Genomic DNA, 25,603 nt, shown 5'->3' on the forward strand with positions numbered 1-25,603 from the left:
CGTGCGCAGCGCCAGCGACCTGATGCGGCTCGACGAGGAGCTGAGCGCGCGCGAGCTCGCCGTCCGCGACGGCGTGCGCGAGTTCGTCGACCGCCGAATCCGCCCCAACATCGCTGAGTGGTACGACGCCGCGGTGTTCCCGCTCCAGCTGGTGCCTGAGATGGCCGAGCTCGGTCTGCTCGGCATGCACATCACGGGCTACGGATGCGCGGGGCGCTCCGCGGTCGAGTACGGCATCGCGATGCAGGAGCTCGAGGCGGGCGACAGCGGGATCCGCACCTTCGTGTCGGTGCAGGGGTCGCTCGCGATGACGGCGATCGTCAAGCACGGCTCCGAGGAGCAGAAGCAGACATGGCTGCCGCGCATGGCCGCGGGCGAGGTGATCGGCTGCTTCGGGCTGACCGAGCCGACGGCAGGCTCCGACCCGTCGAGCATGCGAACCACCGCTCGCCGAGACGGCGACGAGTGGGTGATCGACGGTGCGAAGCGGTGGATCGGCCTGGCGTCGATCGCGCAGATCGCGATCATCTGGGCCGCGACTGACGAGGGAGTGCGCGGGTTCATCGTGCCGACCGACGCGGAGGGCTTCACCGCAACCCCCATCGGGCAGAAGCTCTCGATGCGAGCGTCGATCCAGTGCGACATCGCGCTCGACCGCGTGCGGCTGCCGGCCGATGCGCTCCTGCCCGGCGCGAATGGCCTCAGCGGCCCCTTCTCCTGCCTGAACGAGGCCCGCTACGGCATCGCCTGGGGCGCGGTCGGCGCCGCCCGCGACAGCTTCGACGCTGCGCTCGCCTACGCGCTGGACCGCATGCAGTTCGGCAAGCCGCTCGCCGGCTACCAGCTCACCCAGCTCAAGCTCGTCAACTGGGCGCTGGAGATCCAGAAGGCACAACTGCTCGCGCTGCAACTCGGGCGGCGCAAGGACGCCGGTACCCTCGAGCACCACATGATCTCAGTCGCGAAGCTCAATAACACTCGCATCGCGATCGACATCGCTCGCGAGGCGCGCGCGGTGCTCGGCGGCAACGGCATCACCCTCGACTACTCGCCGCTGCGGCACGCAAACAACCTCGAGTCCGTGCGCACCTACGAGGGCACCGACGAGGTCCACACGCTCATCCTCGGCAACCAAATCACCGGCATCCCCGCGTTCCGCGGCTGAGTCGGGATCCGGCCGGACGGCGAGACGACCGCACGCCAGTCGATCGACCCGGCGCGGGCCCTCGTCGCGGCGTCAGCAGAGCGGGTCTGACCGCTCGGGAAGCCCGCCAGGGCGCTACTCGCCGGCGAGAGACTGCGTCGTGCCGAGTACATCGGCGTCGCGCTTCAACTCCAAGCCCTCGCTCACCGGCGGCACGGTGTGTACCTCCCGTGGGATCGCGGTGACCCGGTCGTCGATTGTCGAGCGTCGGCAATGTGCGGTCAAGGGATTCGAACCCTGATCCATAGCCACATGCTATTCGGCTCCACGACCGAGAGCTCAGCGTCGAAGCTCGCGCCCTGTCACGGCGCTCTAACCGTGTCGCCGGGACACGTGCTCGACCTAGCGACCAATCTGCGGGACAATGTCAGATAGCCCGCCACCGAGGACGGGCGAACCAGACCACACTGCAGGGCGCCGGCCGCGCCCCCGCTTGGAGTTCCATGATCTCGATCGAGCACGTCAGCCGCCGCTTCGGCGACGGCCCCGACGCCGTCGTCGCACTCGACGACGTGTCGATCGAGGTGCCGCGCGGTTCGATCTTCGGCGTCGTCGGCCAGTCGGGCGCCGGCAAGAGCACGCTGCTCCGCACCGTCAACGCGCTCGAGCGGCCCGACTCCGGCCGGGTCGTCGTCGACGGCGTCGAGGTCACGAGCCTCGAGGGCAAGGCGCTGCTCGCCGCCCGCCACAAGATCGGCATGGTCTTCCAGCACTTCAACCTGGTCGGCAACCGCACCGTCGCGCAGAACGTCGAGTTCGCGCTCGAGGCCGTCGGCACAGCTAAGAAGGATCGCCGCCCGAAGGCGCTCGAGATGCTCGACCTCGTCGGCCTCGCGCACCGCGCCGACGACCGCCCGGCGCAGCTCTCCGGCGGGCAGCGCCAGCGCGTCGGCATCGCCCGCGCCCTCGCGAGCGGCCCCGACGTGCTGCTCAGCGACGAGGCCACCAGCGCCCTCGACCCCGAGACGACCCGAAGCATCCTCGAGCTCATCAAGCGGCTCAGCCGCGAGCTCGGCCTCACCGTGCTGCTCATCACCCACGAGATGGAGGTCGTCAAGCGCATCGCCGACGCCGCCGCGCTCATGGAGCACGGCCGCGTCATCGAGCAGGGCTCGCTCGCCGACCTCATCCGCACCCCCGGCAGCGCCATCGCCGCCGAGCTCTTCCCGGTGGGCGAGGCGCACTACACGCCGGGTCACCGCATCATCGACATCACCTACACGGGCCTGAGCGCCGATCGCCCGATCATCGCCCAGCTCGCCCGCGACTTCGGGCTCGATGTCTCGATCCTCGGCGCCGCCCTCGAGACCATCGGCGGCCGCCAGGCCGGCCGCACCCGCCTCGCCGTGCCCGGAAACGCATCCGTCGCCCTCAAGGTCATCGACAAGCTCACGGCACAGGGCGTCACCGCCTGGGAGGTGCTCGCATGATCGACCCCACCGCGCCGGAGTTCTGGCCCAACCTCATCGCCGTGCTGCTCGAGGGCACGTGGGAGACGCTGTACATGACGGCGGTCGCGATGGCGATCACGTTCGTCGTCGGCCTGCCGCTCGGCATCATCCTGGTCGGGACCGAGCAGGGGCGGTTCCTCGAGGCGCCGCTCGGCTCGCGCGCGCTCGGCCGCGCCATCAACGCCGTGCTCGGCTTCATCGTCAACCTCGGCCGCTCGGTGCCGTTCATCGTGCTGATGATCGCGCTCATCCCCTTCACCCGCTGGCTGCTCGGCTCGTTCATCGGCACCGGCCCCGCGATCGTGCCGCTCACGCTCGTCGCGATCCCGTTCTTCGTGCGCGTCGTCGAGATCGCCGTGCGCGAGGTCGACCCGGGCCTGTTCGAGGCTGCCGACTCGCTCGGAGCCTCGCGCTGGCTGCTCGTGCGGCGCGTGCTGCTGCCGCAGGCGACCCCGTCGATCCTGCTCGGCACCGCCACCACCATCACGTCGATCATCAACTTCTCGGCGATGGTCGGCGTCGTCGGCGGCGGCGGCCTCGGCAACGTCGCCCTCACCTACGGCATGCAGCGCTACAGCTGGGTGCACATCGTCGGCGTCGTCGTCATCCTCTTCGCGCTCGTGCAGGTCATCCAGTGGGCGCTGACCGCGCTCGCCCGGCAGCTCGGCGCGCCCGTGACCCGGCGCGGCAAGGGTGTCGGGGCCGCTCCCGCCGACGGCGGCTCCACCGAGTCGAACCGTGCGGTGGCGGATGCCCGTGCCCACCTCGATCTCGACACGCCCCGACAGATCTAGGGTGCGTCGCGCATCCGCCCCTGAACCCCTCACCGAAGGAAGCACCATGACCATCAGCATCCGTCGCCGCCTGGCGACCACCGTCGTGGCCGGCATCGCCGTCGCCGCGCTCGCCGCCTGCTCGTCGCCCGCCGCCGCCCCCGAGGCGCCGGAGGACGGCTCGCTCGGCACCATCCGCGTGGGCGCGCTGCCCGTGCCCGCCGGTGACCTGCTCACGTGGGTCGACGAGAACCTCGCCGAGGAGGCCGGCCTCGACATCGAGTGGGTCGAGTTCACCGACTACAACACGCCCAACCCGGCCCTCACCGACGGCTCGACCGAGGCCAACCTCTTCCAGAACGCCACGTTCATGGAGACCTACAACTCGCAGGCCGGCGGCTCGCTCGTCTCGGTCGGCGAGGTCTACCTGCCGGCCGCCGCGTTCTACTCGGAGTCGCTCTCGTCGCTCGACGACCTCGAGGACGGCGCCTCGATCGCCATCCCCAACGACCCGACCAACGAGGCGCGCGCGCTCGAGATCCTCGCGGCCGAGGGCCTGATCGAGATCGCCGACGACGCCACGAACCTCGACGGCATCACCGCCAACCCGAAGAACTTCGCGTTCACCGAGGTCGAGAACGCCACGCTGCCGCTGGCGCTGCCCGACAACGACGCGGTGTTCGTCACCGCCTCGTTCGCCCTGCCGGCCGGCCTGACGGGCGACGACGCGATCCTCACCGAGACCGACGACTCCGACTACTTCAACATCCTCGCCACCACACCCGAGCTGCAGGACGACCCGCGCATCGCGAAGCTCTACGAGCTGCTCACGTCGGCCGAGACGCAGGAGTACATGTTCGAGACGTGGACCGGCCTGATCATCCCGGTCGAGAACTGACCGACAGGGAGCCGACTCTCGACACGGGGGTCGTGAGCGAGGCGCCGCCCATGGGCGGCGCCCGGCAGCTCGCGGCCTCCGTCCCCATCCGCACGGCCGCCGGTGGCGCGACGATCGCCATCCCGATCCTCGCGGTCGACGTGACCGGCGACCTGGCGCTCGGCGCCGCGCTGGTCGCGATCGCGCTGGTGCCGGGCATCGTCGTCGCGCCGCTCGTGGGCGCGCTGCTCGACCGCTCGCACAACCCGCGGCTGCTCATGATGCTCGCCGCCGCGGGCACCGCCGCTGCCTACGGCGTCGCCGCATTCCTCGGGCCGGTGCCGGTCTGGGCCGTGATGCTCGGCCTCGCCGTCAGCGGCCTGCTGATCCCCTTCGGCTTCGGCGGGCTCTCGAGCTTCGTCGCCGCGCCCGGTACCGATGCCCGCAAGGCCTACGCGCTCGACGCCCTCAGCTACAACCTGGGCGGCGTCGCCGGGCCCGCGCTCGTCGCGGCGCTCGCGCCCACCCTCGGGCCGCGCGCCGCGCTGCTCGCGATGGCCGTGATCGCGCTGCTCTCGCTCGCCGGCCTTCCGCTGCTGCGGGTGCCGCCGCGCGCCGCCTCGCACCCGCACCTGGTGCGCTCGATGGCCGACGGGCTCGTCGCCCTCGCCACCCACCGGCCGCTCGCCGCCGTCACGACCTCGGGCACGCTCGCGGAGTTCGGCCGCGGCATCATGCCCATCGCCGCGATCGGCATCGCCCTCGGCGCCACCGGCGACGCCTCGGCCAGCGCCTACGTCGTCGCCGCCTTCGCCGCCGGCGCGCTCGTCGGCGCCGCGCTCGAGCCGCTGCGGCCCGACGTGCTGACACCGCAGACGACGATGCTGGTCGGCTTCGGCCTCGTCGGGCTCGCGACGCTCGCGGCGTCGCTCGGCATCGGGCTGGGCTGGACCATCGCGCTCGTCGGCATCTCCGGCCTCTGCTCGGCAGCACCCACCGCCGCGATGCTGCTGCTGCGGCGCACGCAGAGCCCGGTGCACGTCGTCTCGCAGGTGTTCACGGTGGGCGCCGCGCTGCGCGCCGCCGCGAGCGCCGGCGGTGCGGCAGTGGCCGGGCTGCTGGCCGGGCTCGACCCGCTGCTGCTGCTCGCGGGCTCGGGCGCGGTCTGGCTGCTGAGCGCCGCGGTGATGCTGGCGTTCCCGCGCGGGTCTCGTCTCGCTGCAGCGAGCTCCTGACGGCGTCGCGACGAGTTCGCGCGCCGTGTTGCCCCTTGCTGTGGGCGGCCCTTCGATCATTCGAGCAGCACGTCGACCTTGACCAGCGAACAGTAGGCCGACAGCCATCGGAAGCCGTCTGTGCCCACGCCAAGGCGACCGGCACCCTCGGCAGTGATCATCAGGTCGTCGGCGGCAACGCGATCACCGAAGAGCATGTACGCCTCGGCGCTGTTGTCGCGAGCGCTCATCCAGACCACGCCTTCGAACCCTGCCGCGTGCGCGGCCCGCGCCCAATGCACGGTGCTCCCGTAGACGTCCCCTTCCGTGGCGGTCAGCTGCTGCGGGGAAACTCCCAGCCGCCGCAGCCCCTCGCCCTTCAGCATCGCCAAGCGCAGGTCGCGCGTCACCCTCAGCCCGCTCTCGACGTACTGCTCGTACCGGGCAGCGGGAAGCAGTCCGCCAGACAGCGGCACGTCGTGAAGGATCGACTCGCAGACGGCCGCAGTGGCAGACGCAGCGGCGTACAGCGTCGGGATCGGTGCTCCGTCGACGTTGAATGGCGCGAACCGAGTCGGCATGCCTCGGCCCGGGTTGAACGCGGTCGCCTCGCGGCTCTGATGATGCACTCGATTGAGACCACTGCCGCCGGCCAGCAGGTGGGTGAGCGCATCGAACGGCTCAGGCGGTGGCGGCACTGCGGCCGCCGTGGCTGCTACCAATCGATGCCCCAGGCCCGCTCAGCGACGTCGAGCAGCCGGTCGGGGGCCTCGACGTGATCGACTGGTCGCCCCCCGTCGAAGTACGTCGTCGGTGCCATCATCCAGCTGATGACGCCTGCGGCCGATCGCCCGTGGTGCTCCGCCAACTTGAGCAGCGGCGCGACCCAGGGATGCACGACCCCGGTCTCGTGATCGAACTGGAACGCCGGGAAGACGTAGGCATTCTTCCGCTGCACTGCCAGCAGCTCGCCCCTCTTGCGGCGCTCGGATGCGTACACCCGGTTCGCGTTCGATGCTCCGAGGAGCTCGCTGACCTCTGACGACGACAGCATGCCGAACTCGGTGGCCAGCCGACGCCAGACGTTCTCCGTCGCTTGCGCGGCACGTGTGGTCGCGGGATCGATCGGGGCAGGCAGTGCCACGAGAGCCGACTCCAGCTGCACCACGGCATTCCACTGCGCAAGTGCATTCCGGACCGCGGCCGCAGCGTCGGGAAGCGTCGTCGAGTGTGAGGCGTAGACGTGATCGAGTTCACGAGGCGTCGCCGAGGCCACCAGCTCAAGTGCTTGGCGGAGTTCCTCCTCGTGACGAGAGGCAGTGCGCGCCATCTTACGCTCCTTTCAAAGGGGTTCGACGTAAGCAATGGTAGGGCCCGTGGAACGGGAGCGTCAATGCCTGGCGCGACCGGCGTTCGCGAGCTCGACGCTCGAAGCTCGAAGCTCGAAGCTCGAAGCTCGAAGCTCGAAGAGCACCTTGAGAACTGCAAGCGCGAGGAGCACGCTGAGCCCATGGCAGCCAGCGAGCTCGCGCTCGAGCGCATCGTCGACGCCCCGATCGACGCGGTCTTCGCCCGGCTCGCCGACATCGACGGCTACAACGAGTGGATGCCGACCCGCGGCAGCATCCTGAGCAGCACGAAGCAGACCTCCCCCGGCGAACCCGGTCTCGGCAGCACCTACACCGATCGCACCTCGGCCGGCACGGTGCTCGGCGAGATCGTCGCCTTCGAGCAGCCCACCCGGCTCGTCTTCCACTGGTGGGAGCCGGGCCGCGGCGGCCGCGTGCACGCGGAGGGCTGGCCCGGCTACGAGCTCGAGGTCGTCTCCGACCATGCGACGCGCGTGCGCCATGGCGCGCGACTCGAGGTGCACGGCAGCCGCAGCCTGCTCATGCCCGTCTACCGATGGCTCGCCAGGCGTGAGCGCACCGCGACGATGGAGGCGCTGCAGGCGTCGTTCCGCAGCGAACCCTGACCCGGCGGCCGCCGCTGCCGCCCGCTACGCGGGCTGCGGCTCGCGGCGCTGCAGCGGGGCGGATGCGCTCCGCTCGCTCGTGCGCGCACGTCCCGTGCCGCGCCCCTCGCGCTCGCGTCGGCAGCGGCGCTCCGCCTCGGGCGTCCACCGCGTCAGTCCGGCGCCCTCGTGGACGCGGACGAACATATCCACCGTCACCCCGACCGCCTCGAACCGTGCGGCCTGCTCGGCCCACGCGCTGAGCTCGGGCAGCACGCCGCGCAGGTGGAAGCCGTGCCATAGCGCGACGCGCAGCATGGGCGTGACTTCGCTCTCGGGCCGGAAGTCGTCGTAGGCGAGCAGTGCGTCGGCCCAGGCTGCGGCCTTCTCGATCGGCCAGCCCTCCCAGACGCTCGATGCAGCCACGGCGCTCGTCTGAGGCGGCGGCGGGGGCGGCGACGCGGGCGCGGGCGCAGGGACGCGGGATGCGGACATCGTGATCTCCTTCAGCTGCCTCGCCTTGTCGGCGCTGGGGACGGCAACTGCTCGCAGAGTATGGCCCGGCGCTGACACGCGCAACGTGATTGTGAGGAAACATCGTGATTCGGCATTTCTGCCGGTCCTCGCCTTGTGGTTCGCCGCACAGTGGTCGATGTGGGTCACGGCGGCCGCTCGACCGCCCCGCGGTGCTCCGCGGGACGATCGGCGTCTGCGGCGGCAGCTATGGCATCGCGTTCCACGGCACGTCGTGCAGCTCGAGGGTCTGGAGCACGTCGAGCAGCTCGTCGGTCTCCGAGCTGCGCAGGCACGCCTCGGCCGCGGGGATGTCGATCACCGCGGCGCAGACATCCAGCAGCGCCAGCTCGGCCCGGAAGAAGCCGATGCGCCCCTCGACCTCGAAGAACGACGCGTAGGGCGGCTCAGCCGCCGTCGACTGCTGCGCCACCGCGGCGAACACCAGCGGCGCCCGCCCCTCGCTGATCAGCCACCAGGCGCGGGCCCTCAGCTCGGCGAGCGGCAGCTCGCCGGCGATCGGCCGCTCGTCGAGGACCGCCCACTGCGGATCGATCCATCCGGTGTCGTCGATCGCCCCATCGGTGTACTGCAGCAGCTCACGGCCCTGCTCGTCGACCAGCCCGACCTGGTTGAACCACTGCTGGGCGCCGTCGTGGTTGGGCATCGCGACGCTGTTGTCGACGATGCTCCAACCGGAGGGCAGCGCGAAGCTCGCGGTGCCGTTCTGGGTGGTGAAGACGGATGCGTCGGGCTCGCCCGCGTCGGTGGGCGCCGGTGTGGCCACGGGGCTGGGGGCCGGGGTCGGGGTCGGGGTCGGCGTCGCTCGGGGCGGCGCGCTGGGCGTCGGGGTCGCGCTGGGCGCCGGGGTCGCGCTGGGGCTCGGCGGCGCCGCGTCGGGCGCGTCGGGCGCGGCGCCCGGGGCGGCGCAGCCGGCGAGCGCTGCGGAGGCCGCGAGCATCAGGGCGATGGCAGCCCGACGGGCGCTGCGGTGGGTCGGGGCGACCGGTGCGGGCGCGGTGCGCTGCGCGGTCGTGGGCAGCGGTGCGGGCTGCCGGGTGCTGTCGTACATGGCGTGCCTCCTGCCGGCGGGGCGCCGTCGCCTCGCTCACCTAGACATGTCCGGCACGGGCCGCCGGTTACGGCTGCGTCGCGCGATCTTGTCGACCTCGGCGCGGCCGGCCGCCGGTCACCGCCGGCGTCATTCGAGTCGACGGAGCTGGACGAGCCCGGCGTAGTCCTGCGGCAGCACCAGCTCGGTCAGTGCCGCATCGACCGTCACCGGTTGCGGAAAGGTCAGCGATCCCGCGAGCGGGTCGCACGCGCCCAGCTGCGCGGCCAGGCTCGCCTCGAAGGACCGCGGGCACGACACCTGCACCGTGACGAGCGGGGCGTCGGCGGCCGATGCCAGCGCGGCCACGGCATCCGCCCCGAATCCCGAGCCCGCCTCGGCTGTGACGATCAGCGGCGCGCCGATGTCGGCCTCGACGACGCCGAAGGGGCGCGCGACCTCGCCGGGCACGCCCTGCTGAAGGAGGAGCGCATCGCCCTCGGAGCACGGCAGCGCCGGGCCGTCGCCGGCGCTGCCATAGGCGAAGTCGCCGCGGTCGTCGAGCCAGACGAGCAGCGGCGCCGTGCACGCGATCGCCAGGTCGTAGGTCGCGCCGGGAAGGGCGGCCGGCCCATCGACCGCGATCTCGGTCAGCGGCGGCGACGGGGGCGGCAACGGCACGACCGGGGGCTGCGGTGGTGATGCGCGCGGTGCGGGCGGCGCCGACTCGGTGAGCGTGGGGGTAGGCAGGGGCGATGCGGCGGGCGGCGTCGCGGGTGGGCCGTCGGCGGGGGTCGGCGACGGGCGCGATGTCGAGGTCGGGGCCGGGCTTGGCGTCGGCGTCGGCGTCGGCGCGAGCAGCCCTGCCTGACCGCAGCCGGTCGCGCCGGCGAGCGTCAGCAGCGCAGCCGCGACCGTGAGTGCGCGGCAGCTCATCGCTCGACCACGTAGGCGACCTGCACAGAAGCATCGGGGTCGGGCTCGATGCGCGGGGCGAGCGCTCCGGCTTCGATCGGCACGCCCCAGGCGGCGATCGTCGACGAGCGCACGACCATGCCGGGAGCCGCCTCAGCGGCGGCGCAGTCGAAGACGACGCCGGCTACGCGCACCGTGCCGCGCGTTCCCTGGCAGGTGACGAAGACCGTGGCGGTGCTGCCGCCGGCGTCACCGGCGGGCAGCCGGCCGGGCTCGACCACCCGCAGCTGGCCGTCGAAGTCGGTCGAGGTCGTGAACTGCGGATCGCCGTCGTCGACCGTGTCGATCGCATCGAGCTGCACGAAGGCGCTGCCCGCCGGATGCTCGCTGCAGTCGACCCACGACTGGCCGCCGTAGGCGACCGATCCGCTGCCCTCGCAGAGCAGGTAGACGTCGAAGGTGCGCTCGACAGGGCTGCCGCCACCGGTGCCGGCATCGCCGCAGCCGTCGGCGCACGACTGCACGTCGAGCACGCGGGGCTCGCCGGCTGCGACAACCTCGAAGCCCGCGGGTGGCGTCGCCGGAGCCGGCCCCGGCTCGCTCGGCGCGGGCGTGCTCGGCTCGGTCGGGGCGGGCGTGCTCGGCTCGGTCGGGGCGGGGGTGCTCGACGTGGCCGGCGCCGGCGTCTGCGTCGTGCCCGGCTGGGCGCGATCCTGCTCGAGCTGCCCGCCGCCGAGCGCCTGCGCGCCGATCACGGCGACCGTGGCGACGACGACCGCCGCGAGCGCCCCGCCGGCGATCGCCCGGTTGCGCCTGCGCTCGCGCAGACGCTCCCGCACCGCCATCGACGACAGGCCCTGACGCATCCGCGCCTTGAAGGCATCGTCCATCGGCTCTGGCCCCGGCCCTTCGGGAAGCCACTGATCGCTCATGCCGACACCTCCTCGGCCGCACCGGCGGCCTCGAGACGGCCGCGCAGGCGCTGCCGCGCGCGATGGATGCGCGTCTTCGCCGCGCCGTAGCCGATGCCGATGGCCCGGGCGGCGTCGGCGAGCGGCACGTCCTCGAGCATCACCAGCGAGACGAGCCGGGCGTCGGTGTCGGAGAGCTCGCGCATCGCCTGCGCCACCGCGCTGCCCGCGTCGAAGCGCTCGAACCGGTCGGCGGCCACGTCGGCGGCGTCGGGCGCGTCGGGGCCGAGCGGGATGTGCGCGATCAGCCGCTCGTTGCGGCGCAGGCTGCGGCGGGCGTTGCGGGCGCAGTTGGTGGTCGTCACGAGCAGCCAGGGCAGCACCGACTCGTCGACGATGCGCACGTGCGCCCGCCGCCGCCAGGCCTCCGCGAAGGCGGCTGCCACGACATCCTCGGTGTCCTGCCGGTGCTGCATGAGTCTCCAGGCGTGTCGCCACACGCGGTCGCCGTGGCGGTCGAAGATCGCGGCGAAGGCGACGCCGTCCCCGCGCACGACGGCACGCCACAGCTGCTCGTCGGTCTGCGCGAGGTCCACAGCCTGGATTGTCCGGGAAGCGGCGTCGGTTACACCAGGGTGCGGGGCGCTGCGCGCCGGGGGCACGGGGTCGCTGCGCGCCGAGTGCCGCCCGCACAACGCAAGCCCCGGCGGGCGATCCGGCCGGGGTGGCCGGTCGTCCGCCGCACAGGCCGCTGGTCGCAGCAGACGGGCTTGCGTTGTGCTGGCCGGGCTCGCGACAGACGGCCGCCTCAGAGCTCTGTGAGCAGCTGCTCCATCTCGGCGATCTCGGCCGTCTGCGCGTCGGCCATCTGCTGCGCGAGCGCGATCACGTCGGGGTGCTGGCCCGCCTCGACGGCGTCCTCCGCCATGTCGACCGCGCCCTCGTGGTGCTCGATCATCTGCTCGAGGTAGAGCCGGCTCGCCTCGTCGCCCTCGGCCGCCTCGAGGGCCTCCATGTCGGCCTCCGACATCATGCCGTCGCTGTGGCCCATGCCGTGGCCGCCCTCGGAGCCCATGCCCCAGTCGTCGAGCCACGCCTCCATCTGGTCGATCTCGGGCTGCTGGGCCTCCTTGATGCGTTGCGCCAGGTCGCTGACGCGCGGGTCGATGCCCTCCTTGCCGAGCACGGCATCCGACATCTCGATGGCCTGCTCGTGGTGCGGGATCATCATCGCGACGAACATCTGGTCTTCGGCGTTCGCCTGCGATGCGGTGTCGGATGCGTTGGGCTGGTTGCCGCCCATCGGTGCGGTGCCGGCGGCGCAGGCGGTGAGCGCGAAGACTGCGACGAGCGCGCCGATGGCGAGCGCGCGGCGTCGGGGCAGGTGCGTGCGGGGCACGCGGATTCGGTCGTTCATGGTCGTTCCTGTTCTCGGTCGAGGTCGATCGGTGCGGCGGGCGCCCGGAGGGACGCCGCGAGCCTGGCCGGGCCAGGCCGCCGATCATGTGCGACTGATCGAGAGTTGGGTGAGCGAAGGGGGCGGCAGGCCGGCCCGAGCCGCACGTGGTCGCAGCGACGTCGCGGGGCGCATTGCCACGTTGAGCCAGCTGCGCCTCACGGGAGCGGGCCGCGCGAGCACGATCAGGCCGGCGAGCAGCGCGAGCACGCAGGCCATCAGCATGGCGTGCTCGGGCTCCGCCGGCGCGGGCGGCGCGTCTCCGAGCGCGAGCGCGCGGTCGGGGTGCCCGCCGGCGGCGCGGGCGGTCGCGTGGCCCGCGGCGTGCTCCCCGGTCGCCTGGCCGGCGGCGTGCTCCCCGGTCGCCTGGTCGGCGGCGTGCTCCCCTGGCGCGAGCGCGTGATGCCCTGCCACGACCGGCGCGGCGGCGCCGTGCCCCGCGGCGGACGGACCNGTCGCCTGGCCGGCGGCGTGCTCCCCGGTCGCCTGGTCGGCGGCGTGCTCCCCTGGCGCGAGCGCGTGATGCCCTGCCACGACCGGCGCGGCGGCGCCGTGCCCCGCGGCGGACGGACCGAGCTGATGCATGCCCAGCAACCCGACGACGAGCAGCAGCACGATCCCGGCCAGCAGCAGCAGCGCGCGCAGAGAGCGGCCGTCACGTGGGAGTGCGCGGCCCGGCAGCAGCATCCGCTCGCCTGTCACGAGCACAGGGTACGGCGGTCGGCGCCCGCGGGTCTCGGCGCTCGGCCGCTACGCCTCGAGGTCGGGGTTGCGGCGGATGATGATGCTGCGCAGCACCTTGACGCCCACCACCACGGCGATGGGGAAGAGCGCGACTGCGCCGGCGACCAGGAGGATCGAGCCGTCGAACTGCTGCTCATCCATGCTCGGCCCCCCGTCGCCAGGCGCCGTCGACGAGCGTGAGCTCGACGGTCTCCCCTCGTTCTGTGGGGCACGCGAGGCGGATCGAGCTGAGGCCTGAGCCCGCGAGGATGCGCGCGATCTGGCGGTTTGCATGGGAGGGCTGCACGAGCGAGGTCGGAGAGCCTGCGGACGATGCGTTCAGCTCGGCGAGGATCTCGTCGATGTCGGCATCGGTATAGACGACGTTCTGGTCAAGATGGAGTTCGATGCTTCGACTGTACCCCAGCCGGGGGACAAGACCGGGGTACGGCGGCGGAGATGCGCGGCGCCGTCGCCTTAGCCGCAGCCACGGCTGTCACGGGCTCACATCGGTCTCGCCGTGCGGCGCGCCCACCTGCTTCGACTCGGGCGAGCCGCGCTGGCGCAGGTAGATCGAGAGGGCGATCATGCTGCCGACCGCCAGGAACTCCGACTGCCAGTTCTGCAGCGTGCGGTTCCAGAAGTCGGCCGAGACGATGTAGTCGAGCCAGCCGATCGCCGCCTCCCCGTGCTGCGCCTGCTCCTCGTTGAAGACCGTGACACCCGCCAGCGACTGGGCGAGCCAGGAGAGCACGAAGATCGTGCCCATCGTCAGCAGCAGCGAGTTCGAGAGCAGCGCGTGCCGCCAGCCGCGCACCTTCGCCCACTTCGGCGAGTCGGCGCGCGCGTGCTCGTGCACCAGCTGCTCCTCGTCGGTGCCCAGTCCCTCCTCGCCCCGCTTCTTCGACTCCGGCGAGCCGCGCTGCACCAGCCAGATGGTCGCGAAGATGAAGAGGAAGAACTGCAGGTACTCCGACTGCCAGTTCTCGGCGACGTCGACCAGGAACTGCGAGGAGGTGACGAAGTCGCCGAACGCGACCGGATCGGCGCCGTGCGACTGCTGCTCGGCGTTGAAGACGAAGAAGCCCGCGATCGACTGGCCGACCAGCGCGACCAGGAACGCGGCGCCGAACGCGATCGAGAGGCCGTGGTTGCGCATGCCGCTCACCGCCCCGCCAGCAGCAGCGCGATCATGACGATCAGCCCGATCGCGATGACCGCGATCCAGCTGGAGAAGACCGCTCGCATGCCCGGGGTGCCCGTGGATTCGTCGTCGATGTGAGCCATGAGCCGAGCATGCCCCCGCTGTCTGAGAACGGGCATACCGCGGCGGGCGACGGCGGGTCCCCTGCACAACGCAAGCCCGCCCGACCCATCGTGGGCCGAAAGGCGGCTGCTCCGGCCGCGGGCCGCAAGACGGGGCCGCCGGGCTTGCGTTGTGCGGGGCCGCCGGGCTTGCGTCGTGCCGAGCGGGCGGCCGCGAGTGGAGCGGCACGCTCCCCCGACCGGCGGAGGTGAGCCGACGCATCCGCCCGCCGCATGAGGGAAGCGCCCGCCGCACCGGCGCGCCTAGGCTCGACGGCATGCCTGTGCGCCGTGCCCCCGATGCGACCTCGCTGCGCCACGACGCGATCCTCGCCGCCGCGCTCGCGGCCGCCGGCCTCGTGATGGTCGCGCTCAGCCAGGCGAGCGGCATGCAGTTCGCCGAGCAGCCGATCTGGCAGCCGATGCTCGCCGCCCTGCTGCTGCCTCTGCCGCTCGTGTGGCGCCGGGTCGCGCCCGTGCCGGTCGCGATCGTGCAGATCGTGATCTACGTGGTCGCCGGCGAGGCGGGCGCGCTCGAGCTCTACGCGTCGCAGGTCGCGCTCTTCATGGGCTTCTACTCGATCGGCGCGTGGGAGCCGCAGCGCCGCCGCGCGCACTGGGTGCGGGTCGCGATCTCGATCGCCATGGGGCTGTGGCTGGCGTCGTCGTTCGTGCGCGGGTTCCTCGACCCCGAGACGGGCGAGCGCGGCGTCTCGGCCTTCTTCGCGCTGCTGGTGATCCAGCTGCTGATCAACATCGCCTACTTCGGCGCCGCCTGGCTCTTCGGCGACCGAGCCTGGGCGTCGGCGCTCGAGCAGCAGCGCCTCACCGCGGCGCACGACGAGATCCGCGCGCAGCAGGCGCAGCTCGCGACGCAGGCCGTCTCGCTCGAGCGCGTGCGCATCGCGCGCGAGCTGCACGACGTCGTCGCGCACCATGTGTCGGCGATGGGCATCCAGGCAGGCGCCGCGCGGCGGGTGCTCGCGGTCGATGCCGGCAGGGCGGCGGATGCGCTGCGGCACGTCGAGCAGTCGGCTCGCGACGCGATCGGGGAGCTGCGGTCGCTCGTGCTGACGCTGCGCTCCGACGACGACGGTGCCGCGTCGATCCCCGACCTGGATGCGCTGCCGGCGCTGGTCTCGGCGGCGCAGGCGAGCGGGCAGTCGGTGTCGCTGCAGGTGGTCGGGGAGGCCCGCGCGGTGTCGGCGATGGTCGGGCTGACGGCCTATCGCACCGTGCAGGAGGCGCTCACCAACGCCCGCAAGCACGCGGGGCCGGCGGCGCAGATCGACGTGCGCGTGCGCTACCTGTCGGATGCGCTCGAGGTCGAGATCGCCGACGACGGCCACGGCGCCGGCGCGGGCGAGCACGGCGCGGGCGCGGGGCTGCTGGGCATGCGCGAGCGCGTCGCGGCGCTCGGCGGCACGCTCGAGGTCGGGCCGCGCTCGCGCGGCGGCTGGCTGGTGCGCGCGGCGGTGCCGGCGCCCGCACCTGCTGCGGCTGCGGGTGCGGCTGCGGCTGCGGCTGCGGGTCAGTCCACCACCTGACTCCGCGTCATCTCGAGCGACGGGCGCCGGTCAGCCGCAGCTGACGTAGCGGGCCGTCGCCTCGCCCAGCGTCGGCAGCCCGCCCAGCACGATCACGTCGTCGGGGGCGCGCTGCAGCAGCGCGCTGCGGGTCGTCGCCGGCATGCACTCGGGCCGCGCCAGCAGCATCGGCGCGCCCTGGTGGCCGGCCGCGGCCGCACCCGCGAGCGCGTCGGGGAAGCCCAGGCCGCTCGCGACGTACACGGTGCTCACGTCGCCGAAGACGGCGGCGAGCTGCACCGCGGTCGCGAAACGATCCGCGCCGGCGAAGCGCTCCACCTCGGCGGCGGCCGCACCCAGCCCCGAAGCGATGCCCGCAGAGACCGAGCTCTCGTCGCCGACGACCCCGACCCATCCGACCCCCAGCTGCTGCAAGGTGGCGACGGTCGCCTCGTCGGGCGCCGCCATCGCGCCGTGCACCAGGATCACGGGGCCGTCGAAGACCGCCGCCGCGGGCCCGGCGGCGAGCGCGTCGGGGAACTTCAGGCCGGTGGCGACGAACGCGTTGGACGCCGATTCGAACGCGTGCTCGGCGATCAGCCGGCTCGTGTGGAACCGGTCGGTGCCGCCGAGCCGCAGCACCTCGCGCTCGGGATCCAGGCCGCGCACGGCGGTCTCGACCTCGGCCGACACCGAGGGCGTGTCGCCGACGATGACGACCCGCGTGGGCGCGAGCCGCGTGATCTCGTCGAGCACGCCCTGGATCGCGCGGCCGCCCGGCGTCAGCAGCACGGGCCCGCCCTGGTGCGCGGCGGCGGGACCGGCGGCGAGTCCGTCGGGGAAGTTCTCGCCGCTCGCGAGGTAGACGACCGGAGCGCCCGCCGGGAACGCGCGCTGCGAGATCGCCACCGACGTCGCGTAGCGATCAGGCCCCGCGACTCGCGCTGCGGTCGGCAGCTCGAGGGTGGGGTCGCCGAACCAGTCGGTCCAGATGCGCCAGGTGTTGCGATTGCCGTACGAAGAGCACGCGTCCCCCGTGCCGTAGAGGTTCGCGAGCGCCGCCGCGTTGGGCTGGTAGGGCGTGTAGTTGTAGAGGCCGGCGGTCGCCAGGTTGCGGATCAGCACGGGACCCGTGCCGCAGTCGTTGGCGGGCACCTGCGGGTAGTAGAGGATCTGGTTGACCTGACCGACCTGGTGCCGGTAGTTCTGCGGCAGGGCCGCATAGCGGTTGAACTGCCTGGCGGCGAAGTACAGCTGGTAGTAGAAGCCGCCGAACTCCGAGTTGCACGGCGAGGTGTCGGGGCAGGCGAATCCTGTTGCGCGCTCGTACCGCACCGGGCTGGGATTCGACAGCGTGACGAGCGTCTGCTCCTTCTGGATCAGCACGAGCAGGAATCGCTGCGAGATGTCGCACGCGACGCCGACGCGCGCGATGATGCTGGCCGCGGACTCGTCGGTCGTGGCGGGCAGTGCGTCGCAGTAGGCATCCGCTGCGATCGCGATCGTGTCCTGCGTGTAGGTGTCGAGACAGGTGTAGCCGGCGTCGCAGCCGCGGCTGCGCGCGTCGATGAACGCCTGCACCTGCTCGGCCGTCATCGCGCCGCCGTCGTAGAACCGCTGGTCGGAGACCAGGTTGCCGGCGTCGAAGTCGGCCGCGACCGCGGCCGAAGCCTGCCCGGCGGTGCCCGACGGCGGGATGACGGTGAGCACGGCGCCGAGCAGGGCGGCGAGCACGACGGCGACGACAGGGCGGGCAGTGGTGCGCATCCGGCAACCATTCGCTCGAGGGCAGGGTTCGGGCCAGGCTACTGGGCGGGGCCTGCGGCGTCTACGGCCGCCGATAGCGTGGAGGCGTGACCCGGATCCTGCTCGTCGACGACCAAGCGCTCGTGCGCGCCGGCTTCGAGACGATCCTCTCGAGCGAGCCCGGCTTCGAGGTCGTCGGCCAGGCGCGAGACGGCGCCGAGGGCGTGCGCCTCGCCGCCGACCTGCAGCCCGACGTCATCTGCATGGATGTGCAGATGCCCGTCATGGACGGCCTCGCCGCCACCGGCGCCATCACCGCGGGCTCCGCGCACGCCGCCGTGCTCATCCTCACCACCTTCGACCGCGACGACTTCCTCTTCGAGGCGCTGTCGGCCGGCGCCAGCGGATTCCTGCTGAAGACGGCCGAGCCCGAGCACCTCATCGACGCGGTCCACGCGCTGGCCCGCGGCGACGCCCTGCTCTCGCCCGAGGTGACCCGGCGCGTCATCGAGCGGTTCACGGTTGCGGATGCGTCGACGCGCGACGCCCACACCGGCCCCGCGACCGACGGGGCCGGGAGCGCGCCGCGACCCGAGGCATCCGCCCACCTCGACGGCCTGACCGAGCGGGAGCGCGAGACCCTGCTGCTGCTCGCCCGTGGACGCTCGAACGCCGAGATCGCGCGCGAGCTGTTCGTCGGCGAGGCGACGGTGAAGACGCACGTGTCGAACGTGCTGCTCAAGCTGGGCATCCGCGACCGCATCCACGCGGTGATCTGGGCGTACGAGCACGGGGTGGTCGAGCGGGCCGGCTGAGCGCCGAGACCGAGGCGCTCGAGCGGGCTGAGGTCGGGGGTTGGCAGCCCGGATGCGTCGGGTCACCATGGGGGCGACCGCGCGAGCGAACGCACCCGAGGAGGCCCCCATGGCGCAGCAGCTGAGCATCATCGTCGAGCAGATGGTCACGGTCGACGGCTTCGCCGCTGCGCCCGACGGCGGGCTCGAGTTCGCCGAGGCGACCATGCCCCGCGACGACCTGACCGACCACGCGCAGCTGGCGATGCTCGAGTCGGTCGACGCGATCGTGCTCGGCCGCCGCACCTACGCGATGTTCGCGCAGTACTGGCCGGGCGCCGACCCCGCCGTCGAGGGCGTCGCCGAGCCCATCAACCGGCTGCCGAAGCTGGTCGTCTCGTCGACGCTCGGGCGGGCGCCGTGGGGCGGCGCGGGCCCCGACGAGATCGAGGTGCTGCGCCCCGACCCGACGGCGGCGGATGCGGTGGCCGGCCTCGCAGACCGCTTCGGCACGGTCATCGTGTGGGGATCGCTGCAGCTGGCCAACGCGCTCATGGAGACGGGCCTGGTCACCCGGCTGCGGCTGCGCGTCTGCCCCGCCGTGCTCGGCGACGGGCTGCGCTTCACGCCGCCCGGGCTCGGGCTCACGCTGCTCCGGCTGGAGTCGTCGACGGCGCTGCCCTCGGGGCACGTCATGACCGAGTACGCGGTGGCGGCGCCGGCATGATCAGCGACCCTCAGCCGCAGGTCGCCGCCGGCAAGGTGCTCTGGCACTTCACGATGTCGCTCGACGGCTTCGTCGCCGGACCCGAGCACGACATGGGTTGGATGAGCAGCGGCATCACCGGCCGCGAAGGCCTGGTCGACGAGTACGTCGCGACCACGGGGGCCGTGCTCGGCGGCCGCGACGGCTGGGATCTCTACCCCGACGTGAGCGCTGTCTACGGCGGCGCGTGGACGGGGCCGCTGTTCGTGCTCACGCACCATCCGCACGACGCTGCGCCGGCCGACGGCGTCACCTTCCTCGACTGCGACGTGGCCGAGGCGGTGCGCATCGCGCTGGCCGCCGCAGACGGCAAGAACCTCGAGATCCTCTCGCCCTCGATCGGCGCGCAGGCGCTCGCGCTGGGGCTCATCGACGAGATCGACCTGCACGTCGCGCCGATCCTGCTCGGCGACGGCATCCGGCTCTACGACGTGCCCGGCGGCGCCGAGATCCGGCTCGCGCTCGTCAACGGCGAGCGGCCCACCGACGAGGTCGACCTGCGCTACCGGGTCGCCCGCGACTGACGCAGGGGCGGCCGCTACGGCCGCGGCCGCCGGGTGAGCTCGAGCCGCAGGAGCGGCAGCAGGTGCCTCGCGATGACGACCGTGGCGACCGCGTCGTCGAGCTCGACCCCGACGCCGACCACGTGCTCGTCGTCGATCGAGACGGCCGGCAGCTCCACGCCGTCGACGATGACGGATGCGGGGCGTGCGTCATCGGCGGAGGGCGGGTCGATGAACGACGACGGCTCGTGCACCACCGGATGGCGCTCCTGGCGGAACGTGTTCGCGATGACGTTCCGCATGTGCATGGCGAGCCGCTCGGGCAGCGACTGGAGGCTCTCGCGCGGCACGTGCGTCTGCACCGCCTCGTAGGCGATCGGGAAGCGCATCCACTGCATCCACTCGCGCGCGACGCCAGACAGCCGCGGCGACGGGTTCTCGAGCGCCTCCTCGAGCTCGGGCGCCAGCTCGACGTGGTTCATCGGATCGTCGAGGTCGTCGGGGTTCCAGAAGACCGCGTACATGATCGCGGCCTGCTCGTAGTCCCAGGTGCCGTCGTTCCCCGACTTGGCCGTGTTCACGCCGATCTCGCGAATGCCCGGCTGGGGCACGAGCGTGACCAGCAGCGCCGGGAACTCGGCGCCGACCGTCGCGAGCGTGGGTGGGTCGGGCATCGGCCCGTCGTGCTCTGCGAACTCCATGCGCCCCACCCTGCCGCGCCGATCGACGCGGCGCCAGCACCGCATCCGCTCCCCCTTCCGGCGCCGGTGACACGCCCGCTCCCCCGACCGGCGGAGCGCGAAGTCCAGCCGCCAGGGGGAAGCCCGCCGACGCCCGCGTGCGTAGCGTCGAAGCATGCTCTCCATCCGATCGATCTCCCGCTCCTTCAAGGAGCACCAGGCGCTCAAGGACGTCACCTTCGACGTGCACCCGGGCCTGATGACCGGCTTCGTCGGTGCCAACGGCGCCGGCAAGACCACCGCGATGCGCATCATCCTCGGCGTGCTCGCCCCCGACTCGGGCGAGGTGCTGCTCGACGGCCGCCCGGTGAACGCCGACGACCGCGCGCAGTTCGGCTACATGCCCGAGGAGCGCGGCCTGTACCCCAAGATGAAGGTGCACGAGCAGCTCGTCTACCTCGGCCGCCTGCACGGCATGACGGCCACCGCCGCCGCCTCGCGCGCCGACGCGCTGCTCGAGCAGCTCGGCCTCGGCGAGCGCAAGCACGACACCCTCGAGTCGCTCAGCCTCGGCAACCAGCAGCGCGCGCAGATCGCCGCCGCGCTCGTGCACGAGCCGACCGCGCTGGTGCTCGACGAGCCCTTCTCGGGCCTCGACCCGATGGCCGTCGAGACCACCGTCGACGTGCTGCGCGACGTCGCCCGCACCGGCGCCCCCGTGCTCTTCTCGAGCCACCAGCTCGACGTCGTCGAGCGCCTCTGCGACTCGCTCGTGATCCTCGCGCACGGCGAGGTGCGCGCCGCCGGCACCCGTGCCGAGATCCGCGCCGCCCACGCCCGCCCCGAGTGGATCCTCGAGACCGACGACGCCGGCTTCGTGCGCGGCATCCCGGGCGTCGAGGTGATCGAGTTCGACGGCGGCCATGTGCGCTTCACCGCCGAGAGCGACGAGGCCGCCGACCGCGTGCTCCGCGACGCGATCGAGCGCGGCAGCGTGCGCAGCTTCGCCCCCACCATCCGCCCGCTCACCGAGATCTTCCAGGAGGTCGTCCGATGACTGCCGTGCACGCATCCCCCAACACCCGCGGCCGCACCGGCTTCTGGGCGGCGACCGGCATCGTCGCGCAGCGCGAGATCCTCGTGCGGCTGCGCTCGAAGTCGTTCGTCATCTCGACCGCGATCATGCTCGCGCTCATCCTGGCGGCGGTGATCTTCTCGTCGGTCGGCCCGGCGCTCTTCGACGAGGACACCCGCGTCGCCACCGTCGGCTCGCTCGCCGCGACCCTCGAGGCGATGGACGGCCTCGCCGTCGACACCCTGTCGGGGGCGGATGCGGTGCGTCAAGCAGTGCTGGACGGCACGGCCGACGCCGGGGTCGTGCCGGGCGATGGGCCCAGCGGCCTGCTGGTGCTGGCCGACCGCGAGGCGCCCTCGTCGCTGATCCAGATGCTGAGCGTCGCGCCGGCGCTCGAGCTGCTCGACCCGAACGCGCCCGACCCGATGCTCACCTACTTCATCGGCATCGCCTTCGGCATCGTCTTCTTCTCGTCGGCGATCACCTTCGGCCAGACCATCGCGCAGTCGGTGGTGGAGGAGAAGCAGTCGCGCATCGTCGAGATCATGCTGGCGACCGTGCCGGCGCGGGCGATCCTGGCCGGCAAGGTGATCGGCAACTCGGTGCTCGCCTTCGGGCAGATCATCCTGATCGCGGCGGTGGTGCTGCTGGGCGGCGCCATCACGGGCTCGCAGCTGCTGCTCGACGGGCTCGGCATGCCGATCGTCTGGTTCGTGGTGCTCTTCACGGTGGGCTTCGTGATGCTCGCGGCGCTCTACGCCGCGGCCGCCGCGCTGGTCTCGCGCGCCGAGGATCTCGGCACCGCCACCAGCCCGCTGATGATGCTGATCATGCTCCCGTACATCCTGGTGATCTTCTTCAACAACAACCCGGTGGCGCTGCAGGTCATGTCGTACGTGCCGTTCTCGGCGCCGGTCGCCGTGCCGATGCGGGTCTACCTGCAGACGATGGAATGGTGGGAGCCGTTCCTGTCGCTGGGCATCCTCGCCGCCTTCACGGTGCTGGTGATCGTGTTCGCCGCGAAGGTCTACGAGCGCTCGCTGCTGAAGACCGGCGCGATGGTGAAGTGGCGCGACGCCCTGAAGGCGTAGCCCGCACCTCCCCCTCTCCCCCCTCCCCCCGCACAACGCAAGCCCGCCAGCCTCGTTCCGCGACGGACGCGCCCCCACCGGGGCGGCGGCCGCCGGATCGGCTCGGCGGGCTTGCGTTGTGCATCCGCCGCCACGCTCCGCGCACCCACGCGACCCACCGCATCCGACCAGACGAGGGCGTCCGAGCCCGACATGGGCAGATGGTTGACACGGCGCCGGTCCCATGGTTCATTAGTCGAGTAATGAACCAACGGAGTAAGGAACCCCGAGCTCCGGGATGTGCGCACATCCGACCCGACACCAACCAGGAGGCAGCATGCTCGACGACAGCAAGCCGCTCTTCGTCTCGGTGGCCGAGCAGATCGAGGACGGGATCCTCGACGGCAGCTACCAGGAAGACGGCCCCGTCCCCTCGACGAACGAGCTGGCCGCCTTCCTCCGCATCAATCCCGCCACCGCCGGCAAGGGCCTCGGCCTCCTCGTCGACGCGGGCGTGCTCATCAAGAGGAGAGGGATCGGCATGTTCGTCGCCCCCGGCGCCGCCTCGGCGCTCCGCGAGCGCCGCAAGAGCGCGTTCGAGGATCAGTTCATCGCACCCCTGCTCCGCGAGGCTGCACAGCTCGGCATCTCGCCGGCAGAGCTCGCAGACATGATCACGAAGGAAGTCGCACGATGACCGCCATCGTCACCACCGCCCTGTCGAAGCACTACCCCGAGGTGCGCGCGCTCGACGGCGTCACGCTGCAGCTCGAGGAGCACCGCATCCACGGCCTGCTGGGCCGCAGCGGCGCGGGCAAGACGACGCTCATGCAGCTGCTCACCGGCCAGGTGTTCGCCACCTCCGGGCAGATGCAGGTGCTGGGCGCCAGCCCGATCGAGAACGTCGCGGTGCTCTCGCAGACCTGCTTCATCCAGGAGAGCCAGCGCTACCCCGACACGTTCCGGCCGATCGACGTGCTGCGCATCGCGGCCGGCGCCTACCCGAACTGGGATCAGTCGCTCGCCGACCAGCTCGTCGCCGACTTCAAGCTGCCCGTCAAGCGCACGATCAAGAAGCTCTCGCGCGGCCAGCTCTCGGCGATCGGCATCGTGCTCGGCATCGCCTCGCGCGCACCGCTGACGTTCTTCGACGAGCCCTACCTGGGCCTCGACGCGGTCGCCCGGCGCCTGTTCTACGACCGCCTGCTCGCCGACTACAGCGAGCACCCGCGCACGATCGTGCTCTCGACGCACCACATCGACGAGGTCGCGAACCTGCTCGAGCACGTCGTGATCCTCGACCAGGGCAGGGTGCTGCTCGACGCCGACACCGACGAGCTGCACGACGCGGCGATCACCGTCTCGGGGCGCGCAGACACGGTGGATGCGTTCCTGGCGGGCCGCGAGGTGCTCGAGCGTCAGTCGCTGGGCACGCTGGCCACCGCCACCGTGCGCAACACCCCGGGCGACGAGCTCGACGCCCGCGAGGCGGGGCTCGACGTGACGCCCGTCTCGCTCCAGGCACTCTTCGTGCACCTCACCACCCAGGCCGCGGCAGCCGCGGCCACCGACCCCGCGACCGACGTCGCGACCGTCTGAGGAGGCGACCATGCGCATCCGCAACGTCATCCAGCTGCACACCGTCAACAAGCTGCAGGCCTTCGGCTGGCCGCTGATCATCATGAGCATGTCGCTCGTGCTGGTGCTCATCGTCGGCGCGATGGTCATCAGCTTCGGCGGCGCGGGCGCCCGCGAGGGCATGAACCAGGGCATGCAGTGGAGCGGCGCGATCTTCGCCCTGCTCGGCCCGCTCATCGGCTTCGGCTTCACCGCGATGGGCCAGTACTTCCCGCTCGCGCTGGGCCTCGGCCTCACACGCCGGGAGTTCGCCACCGGCACCCTGGCGGTCTTCGTCGGCAACGCGGCGTTCTACGCCATCATCATCACGATCGGCAAGGTCATCGAGGTGGCCACCGGGGGCTTCGGCCTCAGCGTGCGCTTCTTCGACGTCGCCTACACGGGCCTCGGCGAGTGGTGGCAGACGCTGCTGCAGTCGTTCACCCTGATCCTGGTCGTCATGCTGGTCGGCGCCGCGATCACCACCGCCTTCCAGCGCTGGGGCCAGTCGTTCCTCTGGATCTTCTGGATGGCGCTGGCCGTCATCGTGCTGGCGATCGTCGCGGGCACGCTGTTCTCGGACTCGTTCCGCGAATTCGGCCTCAGCGTGCTCGGCATGGGCTGGGCACCCTGGATGGCCGTGCTCGCTGGCTTCGGCCTGCTCGGCGCGGCCGTCTGGCTCACGCTGGTGCGGCGCGCTCAGGCAAGGTGACGGACCCGCGCTGAGGCATCCGCGCTGACCCACCCGCACGGGCGCACCGCGCAGCACGACGCCCGCCTCGAGCCTCTGGCTCGCAGGCGGGCGTCGTGCGTTGCTGCGGCCTCAGTCGCGGCGATCGGTGCCGTCGTCGCCGAGGCCCAGCCGGTCGCCCTCCATGGCGTCGGTGCCGAGGTTGCGGTTCTCGGAGCCCAACGGGTCGGTGCGGCGGGTCTCGTCGATGTCGACGCCGGCCGGTTCTGTGACGGCCGCGCCGGTCCCGTGCGCGGGCGAATCGGCGTCCTGCACGGGCGCACCCTCGCCGTCGGGCGACGGGCCGAGGCCCTGCACGGGCGAAGCGGCGTCCTGCACCGCACCCGCACCCGCACCCGCTCCCGGGCTCTCGGCCTGCACGGGCGTGCCGGTGCCGGGCGTCGGTCCCCCGAGCCCCTCGGCCGGCGACGCCGCCTCGCGCACCGGCGAGCCGTCGAAGGTCGCGCCCGCGCCGGTGCCCTCGGTGGGCGAGCCGGCGCCGTGGATCGCGTCGACGTCGCCGTCGACCGGGGCTCCGGCGCCGCGGGGCGAGCGGCCCTCGATCGACTCGTCGGTCGCCTCGGCCATCTCGGCAGCCATGTGCTCGCGGCCGCCGTCGTGCTCGGCGCCGGTCGTGCCGCCGTACTGGGCGCCGGTCTGGGCGTCGCTGCCGGGCTCGTCGATCTCACCGTCGGGATGCACGGGGCGGGCGCCCTCGGGCTGCGATGCGTGGTTCATCTGCTCCTCCG

30 protein-coding genes are annotated in these 25,603 nt (G+C 72.4%); 15 read left to right on the forward strand and 15 right to left on the reverse strand.

Features of this window, described 5'->3' with window-relative positions; translation table 11 throughout:
• Positions 1-22: 22 nt before the first annotated feature.
• A complete protein-coding gene (locus Q9250_RS03730) occupies positions 23-1,165 on the forward strand; it encodes an acyl-CoA dehydrogenase family protein (RefSeq protein ID WP_306233894.1) in 1,143 nt (380 codons plus the stop codon).
• Positions 1,166-1,279: 114 nt separating this feature from the next.
• Here Q9250_RS03730 and Q9250_RS03735 read toward each other — a convergent pair whose 3' ends face one another.
• The gene (locus tag Q9250_RS03735) at positions 1,280-1,450 is read right to left on the reverse strand and encodes a hypothetical protein (protein WP_306233253.1); all 171 of its coding nucleotides are present in this window, start codon (positions 1,448-1,450) and stop codon (positions 1,280-1,282) included.
• 197 nt (positions 1,451-1,647) lie between these two features.
• Here Q9250_RS03735 and Q9250_RS03740 point away from each other — a divergent pair, with 197 nt between their 5' ends.
• From Q9250_RS03740 to Q9250_RS03755, 4 genes are read left to right on the forward strand one after another with little or no spacing between them, the layout of a single operon-like run.
• Positions 1,648-2,634: a methionine ABC transporter ATP-binding protein gene (locus Q9250_RS03740; protein WP_306233254.1), complete on the forward strand. Its 987-nt coding sequence runs from the start codon at positions 1,648-1,650 to the stop codon at positions 2,632-2,634.
• Complete coding sequence (locus Q9250_RS03745; protein ID WP_306233255.1) at positions 2,631-3,449, forward strand: methionine ABC transporter permease; 819 nt, start codon at positions 2,631-2,633, stop codon at positions 3,447-3,449. Before Q9250_RS03740 ends, Q9250_RS03745 begins: the two co-directional genes overlap by 4 nt.
• A 46-nt stretch (positions 3,450-3,495) precedes the next feature.
• On the forward strand, positions 3,496-4,326 hold the full coding sequence (locus Q9250_RS03750) for a MetQ/NlpA family ABC transporter substrate-binding protein (RefSeq protein ID WP_306233256.1): 831 nt from the start codon (positions 3,496-3,498) through the stop codon (positions 4,324-4,326).
• Between the two features lie 32 nt (positions 4,327-4,358).
• Complete coding sequence (locus tag Q9250_RS03755) at positions 4,359-5,540, forward strand: MFS transporter (RefSeq protein WP_306233257.1); 1,182 nt, start codon at positions 4,359-4,361, stop codon at positions 5,538-5,540.
• 56 nt (positions 5,541-5,596) lie between these two features.
• Here Q9250_RS03755 and Q9250_RS03760 read toward each other — a convergent pair whose 3' ends face one another.
• Together Q9250_RS03760 and Q9250_RS03765 are read right to left on the reverse strand one after the other, a co-directional pair.
• Positions 5,597-6,217 carry an RES family NAD+ phosphorylase gene (locus Q9250_RS03760; protein WP_306233258.1) on the reverse strand — a complete coding sequence of 207 codons (621 nt, stop codon included), beginning with the start codon at positions 6,215-6,217 and terminating at the stop codon, positions 5,597-5,599.
• 17 nt (positions 6,218-6,234) lie between these two features.
• Positions 6,235-6,849, reverse strand: coding sequence for a hypothetical protein (locus Q9250_RS03765; protein WP_306233259.1), 615 nt, complete (start codon positions 6,847-6,849; stop codon positions 6,235-6,237).
• 180 nt (positions 6,850-7,029) lie between these two features.
• Here Q9250_RS03765 and Q9250_RS03770 point away from each other — a divergent pair, with 180 nt between their 5' ends.
• Complete coding sequence (locus tag Q9250_RS03770) at positions 7,030-7,494, forward strand: SRPBCC family protein (RefSeq protein ID WP_306233260.1); 465 nt, start codon at positions 7,030-7,032, stop codon at positions 7,492-7,494.
• A gap of 24 nt (positions 7,495-7,518) precedes the next feature.
• On the opposite strand, the gene Q9250_RS03775 is transcribed toward Q9250_RS03770, so the two are convergent.
• The 9 genes from Q9250_RS03775 to Q9250_RS03820 form a co-directional block, all read right to left on the reverse strand.
• A complete protein-coding gene (locus Q9250_RS03775; RefSeq protein ID WP_306233261.1) occupies positions 7,519-7,899 on the reverse strand; it encodes a hypothetical protein in 381 nt (126 codons plus the stop codon).
• A 295-nt stretch (positions 7,900-8,194) separates the two neighbouring features.
• Positions 8,195-9,058: a hypothetical protein gene (locus Q9250_RS03780; RefSeq protein WP_306233262.1), complete on the reverse strand. Its 864-nt coding sequence runs from the start codon at positions 9,056-9,058 to the stop codon at positions 8,195-8,197.
• 129 nt (positions 9,059-9,187) lie between these two features.
• Positions 9,188-9,973 carry a hypothetical protein gene (locus tag Q9250_RS03785; protein ID WP_306233263.1) on the reverse strand — a complete coding sequence of 262 codons (786 nt, stop codon included), beginning with the start codon at positions 9,971-9,973 and terminating at the stop codon, positions 9,188-9,190.
• Entirely contained in the window at positions 9,970-10,884 is a 915-nt protein-coding gene (locus Q9250_RS03790; RefSeq protein ID WP_306233264.1) for a hypothetical protein, read from the reverse strand. The genes Q9250_RS03785 and Q9250_RS03790 overlap by 4 nt, the downstream gene beginning before the upstream one ends.
• Positions 10,881-11,459, reverse strand: coding sequence for an RNA polymerase sigma factor (locus tag Q9250_RS03795; RefSeq protein ID WP_306233265.1), 579 nt, complete (start codon positions 11,457-11,459; stop codon positions 10,881-10,883). Before Q9250_RS03795 ends, Q9250_RS03790 begins: the two co-directional genes overlap by 4 nt.
• A gap of 212 nt (positions 11,460-11,671) precedes the next feature.
• Positions 11,672-12,280 carry a DUF305 domain-containing protein gene (locus Q9250_RS03800; protein ID WP_306233266.1) on the reverse strand — a complete coding sequence of 203 codons (609 nt, stop codon included), beginning with the start codon at positions 12,278-12,280 and terminating at the stop codon, positions 11,672-11,674.
• 789 nt (positions 12,281-13,069) lie between these two features.
• A complete protein-coding gene (locus Q9250_RS03810; protein ID WP_306233268.1) occupies positions 13,070-13,204 on the reverse strand; it encodes a hypothetical protein in 135 nt (44 codons plus the stop codon).
• A gap of 334 nt (positions 13,205-13,538) precedes the next feature.
• Positions 13,539-14,201 (reverse strand): DUF6766 family protein, encoded by a 663-nt coding sequence (locus Q9250_RS03815; protein ID WP_306233269.1) that lies wholly within the window; start codon positions 14,199-14,201, stop codon positions 13,539-13,541.
• 5 nt (positions 14,202-14,206) lie between these two features.
• On the reverse strand, positions 14,207-14,329 hold the full coding sequence (locus Q9250_RS03820) for a hypothetical protein (protein ID WP_306233270.1): 123 nt from the start codon (positions 14,327-14,329) through the stop codon (positions 14,207-14,209).
• Between the two features lie 296 nt (positions 14,330-14,625).
• On the opposite strand from Q9250_RS03820, the gene Q9250_RS03825 reads away from it, so the two are divergent.
• Positions 14,626-15,894 carry a sensor histidine kinase gene (locus Q9250_RS03825; RefSeq protein ID WP_306233271.1) on the forward strand — a complete coding sequence of 423 codons (1,269 nt, stop codon included), beginning with the start codon at positions 14,626-14,628 and terminating at the stop codon, positions 15,892-15,894.
• A gap of 30 nt (positions 15,895-15,924) precedes the next feature.
• Here Q9250_RS03825 and Q9250_RS03830 read toward each other — a convergent pair whose 3' ends face one another.
• A complete protein-coding gene (locus tag Q9250_RS03830; RefSeq protein ID WP_306233272.1) occupies positions 15,925-17,640 on the reverse strand; it encodes a cell wall-binding repeat-containing protein in 1,716 nt (571 codons plus the stop codon).
• 86 nt (positions 17,641-17,726) lie between these two features.
• On the opposite strand from Q9250_RS03830, the gene Q9250_RS03835 reads away from it, so the two are divergent.
• The 3 genes from Q9250_RS03835 (at position 17,727) to Q9250_RS03845 (ending at position 19,703) form a co-directional block, all read left to right on the forward strand.
• Positions 17,727-18,434: a response regulator gene (locus tag Q9250_RS03835; protein ID WP_306233273.1), complete on the forward strand. Its 708-nt coding sequence runs from the start codon at positions 17,727-17,729 to the stop codon at positions 18,432-18,434.
• A 109-nt stretch (positions 18,435-18,543) separates the two neighbouring features.
• Complete coding sequence (locus Q9250_RS03840; protein WP_306233274.1) at positions 18,544-19,140, forward strand: dihydrofolate reductase family protein; 597 nt, start codon at positions 18,544-18,546, stop codon at positions 19,138-19,140.
• Positions 19,137-19,703 carry a dihydrofolate reductase family protein gene (locus tag Q9250_RS03845; protein ID WP_306233275.1) on the forward strand — a complete coding sequence of 189 codons (567 nt, stop codon included), beginning with the start codon at positions 19,137-19,139 and terminating at the stop codon, positions 19,701-19,703. The genes Q9250_RS03840 and Q9250_RS03845 overlap by 4 nt, the downstream gene beginning before the upstream one ends.
• Before the next feature lie 14 nt (positions 19,704-19,717).
• Here Q9250_RS03845 and Q9250_RS03850 read toward each other — a convergent pair whose 3' ends face one another.
• Positions 19,718-20,383, reverse strand: coding sequence for a hypothetical protein (locus tag Q9250_RS03850; RefSeq protein WP_306233276.1), 666 nt, complete (start codon positions 20,381-20,383; stop codon positions 19,718-19,720).
• A gap of 154 nt (positions 20,384-20,537) precedes the next feature.
• On the opposite strand from Q9250_RS03850, the gene Q9250_RS03855 reads away from it, so the two are divergent.
• The 5 genes from Q9250_RS03855 to Q9250_RS03875 all read left to right on the forward strand — a co-directional run bounded on the left by Q9250_RS03855 (position 20,538) and on the right by Q9250_RS03875 (position 24,836).
• The gene (locus tag Q9250_RS03855) at positions 20,538-21,419 is read left to right on the forward strand and encodes an ABC transporter ATP-binding protein (protein WP_306233277.1); all 882 of its coding nucleotides are present in this window, start codon (positions 20,538-20,540) and stop codon (positions 21,417-21,419) included.
• The gene (locus Q9250_RS03860) at positions 21,416-22,528 is read left to right on the forward strand and encodes an ABC transporter permease (protein ID WP_306233278.1); all 1,113 of its coding nucleotides are present in this window, start codon (positions 21,416-21,418) and stop codon (positions 22,526-22,528) included. The genes Q9250_RS03855 and Q9250_RS03860 overlap by 4 nt, the downstream gene beginning before the upstream one ends.
• A 316-nt stretch (positions 22,529-22,844) precedes the next feature.
• Positions 22,845-23,204: a GntR family transcriptional regulator gene (locus Q9250_RS03865; protein WP_306233279.1), complete on the forward strand. Its 360-nt coding sequence runs from the start codon at positions 22,845-22,847 to the stop codon at positions 23,202-23,204.
• Positions 23,201-24,106 carry an ABC transporter ATP-binding protein gene (locus Q9250_RS03870; protein ID WP_306233280.1) on the forward strand — a complete coding sequence of 302 codons (906 nt, stop codon included), beginning with the start codon at positions 23,201-23,203 and terminating at the stop codon, positions 24,104-24,106. The genes Q9250_RS03865 and Q9250_RS03870 overlap by 4 nt, the downstream gene beginning before the upstream one ends.
• A gap of 10 nt (positions 24,107-24,116) precedes the next feature.
• Positions 24,117-24,836, forward strand: coding sequence for a hypothetical protein (locus Q9250_RS03875; protein ID WP_306233281.1), 720 nt, complete (start codon positions 24,117-24,119; stop codon positions 24,834-24,836).
• A gap of 111 nt (positions 24,837-24,947) precedes the next feature.
• Here the strand turns inward: Q9250_RS03875 and Q9250_RS03880 are convergent, their stop codons facing one another.
• Positions 24,948-25,592, reverse strand: a complete 645-nt coding sequence (locus Q9250_RS03880) for a ribosomal eL19 family protein (RefSeq protein ID WP_306233282.1) — start codon at positions 25,590-25,592, stop codon at positions 24,948-24,950.
• Positions 25,593-25,603: the final 11 nt, after the last annotated feature.

It is taken from the genome of Agrococcus beijingensis, from assembly GCF_030758955.1.
Taxonomy (GTDB): Bacteria; Actinomycetota; Actinomycetes; order Actinomycetales; family Microbacteriaceae; genus Agrococcus; species Agrococcus beijingensis.

Coding starts and splice junctions, on each gene's coding strand:
- Q9250_RS03730 (WP_306233894.1), top strand. CDS start 23: ATGCGGCTCGACGAGGAGCTGAGCGCGCGCGAGCTCGCCGTCCGCGAC.
- Q9250_RS03735 (WP_306233253.1), bottom strand. CDS start 1,450: ATGGATCAGGGTTCGAATCCCTTGACCGCACATTGCCGACGCTCGACA.
- Q9250_RS03740 (WP_306233254.1), top strand. CDS start 1,648: ATGATCTCGATCGAGCACGTCAGCCGCCGCTTCGGCGACGGCCCCGAC.
- Q9250_RS03745 (WP_306233255.1), top strand. CDS start 2,631: ATGATCGACCCCACCGCGCCGGAGTTCTGGCCCAACCTCATCGCCGTG.
- Q9250_RS03750 (WP_306233256.1), top strand. CDS start 3,496: ATGACCATCAGCATCCGTCGCCGCCTGGCGACCACCGTCGTGGCCGGC.
- Q9250_RS03765 (WP_306233259.1), bottom strand. CDS start 6,849: ATGGCGCGCACTGCCTCTCGTCACGAGGAGGAACTCCGCCAAGCACTT.
- Q9250_RS03770 (WP_306233260.1), top strand. CDS start 7,030: ATGGCAGCCAGCGAGCTCGCGCTCGAGCGCATCGTCGACGCCCCGATC.
- Q9250_RS03780 (WP_306233262.1), bottom strand. CDS start 9,058: ATGTACGACAGCACCCGGCAGCCCGCACCGCTGCCCACGACCGCGCAG.
- Q9250_RS03785 (WP_306233263.1), bottom strand. CDS start 9,973: ATGAGCTGCCGCGCACTCACGGTCGCGGCTGCGCTGCTGACGCTCGCC.
- Q9250_RS03790 (WP_306233264.1), bottom strand. CDS start 10,884: ATGAGCGATCAGTGGCTTCCCGAAGGGCCGGGGCCAGAGCCGATGGAC.
- Q9250_RS03800 (WP_306233266.1), bottom strand. CDS start 12,280: ATGAACGACCGAATCCGCGTGCCCCGCACGCACCTGCCCCGACGCCGC.
- Q9250_RS03810 (WP_306233268.1), bottom strand. CDS start 13,204: ATGGATGAGCAGCAGTTCGACGGCTCGATCCTCCTGGTCGCCGGCGCA.
- Q9250_RS03815 (WP_306233269.1), bottom strand. CDS start 14,201: ATGCGCAACCACGGCCTCTCGATCGCGTTCGGCGCCGCGTTCCTGGTC.
- Q9250_RS03820 (WP_306233270.1), bottom strand. CDS start 14,329: ATGGCTCACATCGACGACGAATCCACGGGCACCCCGGGCATGCGAGCG.
- Q9250_RS03825 (WP_306233271.1), top strand. CDS start 14,626: ATGCCTGTGCGCCGTGCCCCCGATGCGACCTCGCTGCGCCACGACGCG.
- Q9250_RS03830 (WP_306233272.1), bottom strand. CDS start 17,640: ATGCGCACCACTGCCCGCCCTGTCGTCGCCGTCGTGCTCGCCGCCCTG.
- Q9250_RS03840 (WP_306233274.1), top strand. CDS start 18,544: ATGGCGCAGCAGCTGAGCATCATCGTCGAGCAGATGGTCACGGTCGAC.
- Q9250_RS03845 (WP_306233275.1), top strand. CDS start 19,137: ATGATCAGCGACCCTCAGCCGCAGGTCGCCGCCGGCAAGGTGCTCTGG.
- Q9250_RS03850 (WP_306233276.1), bottom strand. CDS start 20,383: ATGGAGTTCGCAGAGCACGACGGGCCGATGCCCGACCCACCCACGCTC.
- Q9250_RS03855 (WP_306233277.1), top strand. CDS start 20,538: ATGCTCTCCATCCGATCGATCTCCCGCTCCTTCAAGGAGCACCAGGCG.
- Q9250_RS03860 (WP_306233278.1), top strand. CDS start 21,416: ATGACTGCCGTGCACGCATCCCCCAACACCCGCGGCCGCACCGGCTTC.
- Q9250_RS03865 (WP_306233279.1), top strand. CDS start 22,845: ATGCTCGACGACAGCAAGCCGCTCTTCGTCTCGGTGGCCGAGCAGATC.
- Q9250_RS03870 (WP_306233280.1), top strand. CDS start 23,201: ATGACCGCCATCGTCACCACCGCCCTGTCGAAGCACTACCCCGAGGTG.
- Q9250_RS03875 (WP_306233281.1), top strand. CDS start 24,117: ATGCGCATCCGCAACGTCATCCAGCTGCACACCGTCAACAAGCTGCAG.
- Q9250_RS03880 (WP_306233282.1), bottom strand. CDS start 25,592: ATGAACCACGCATCGCAGCCCGAGGGCGCCCGCCCCGTGCATCCCGAC.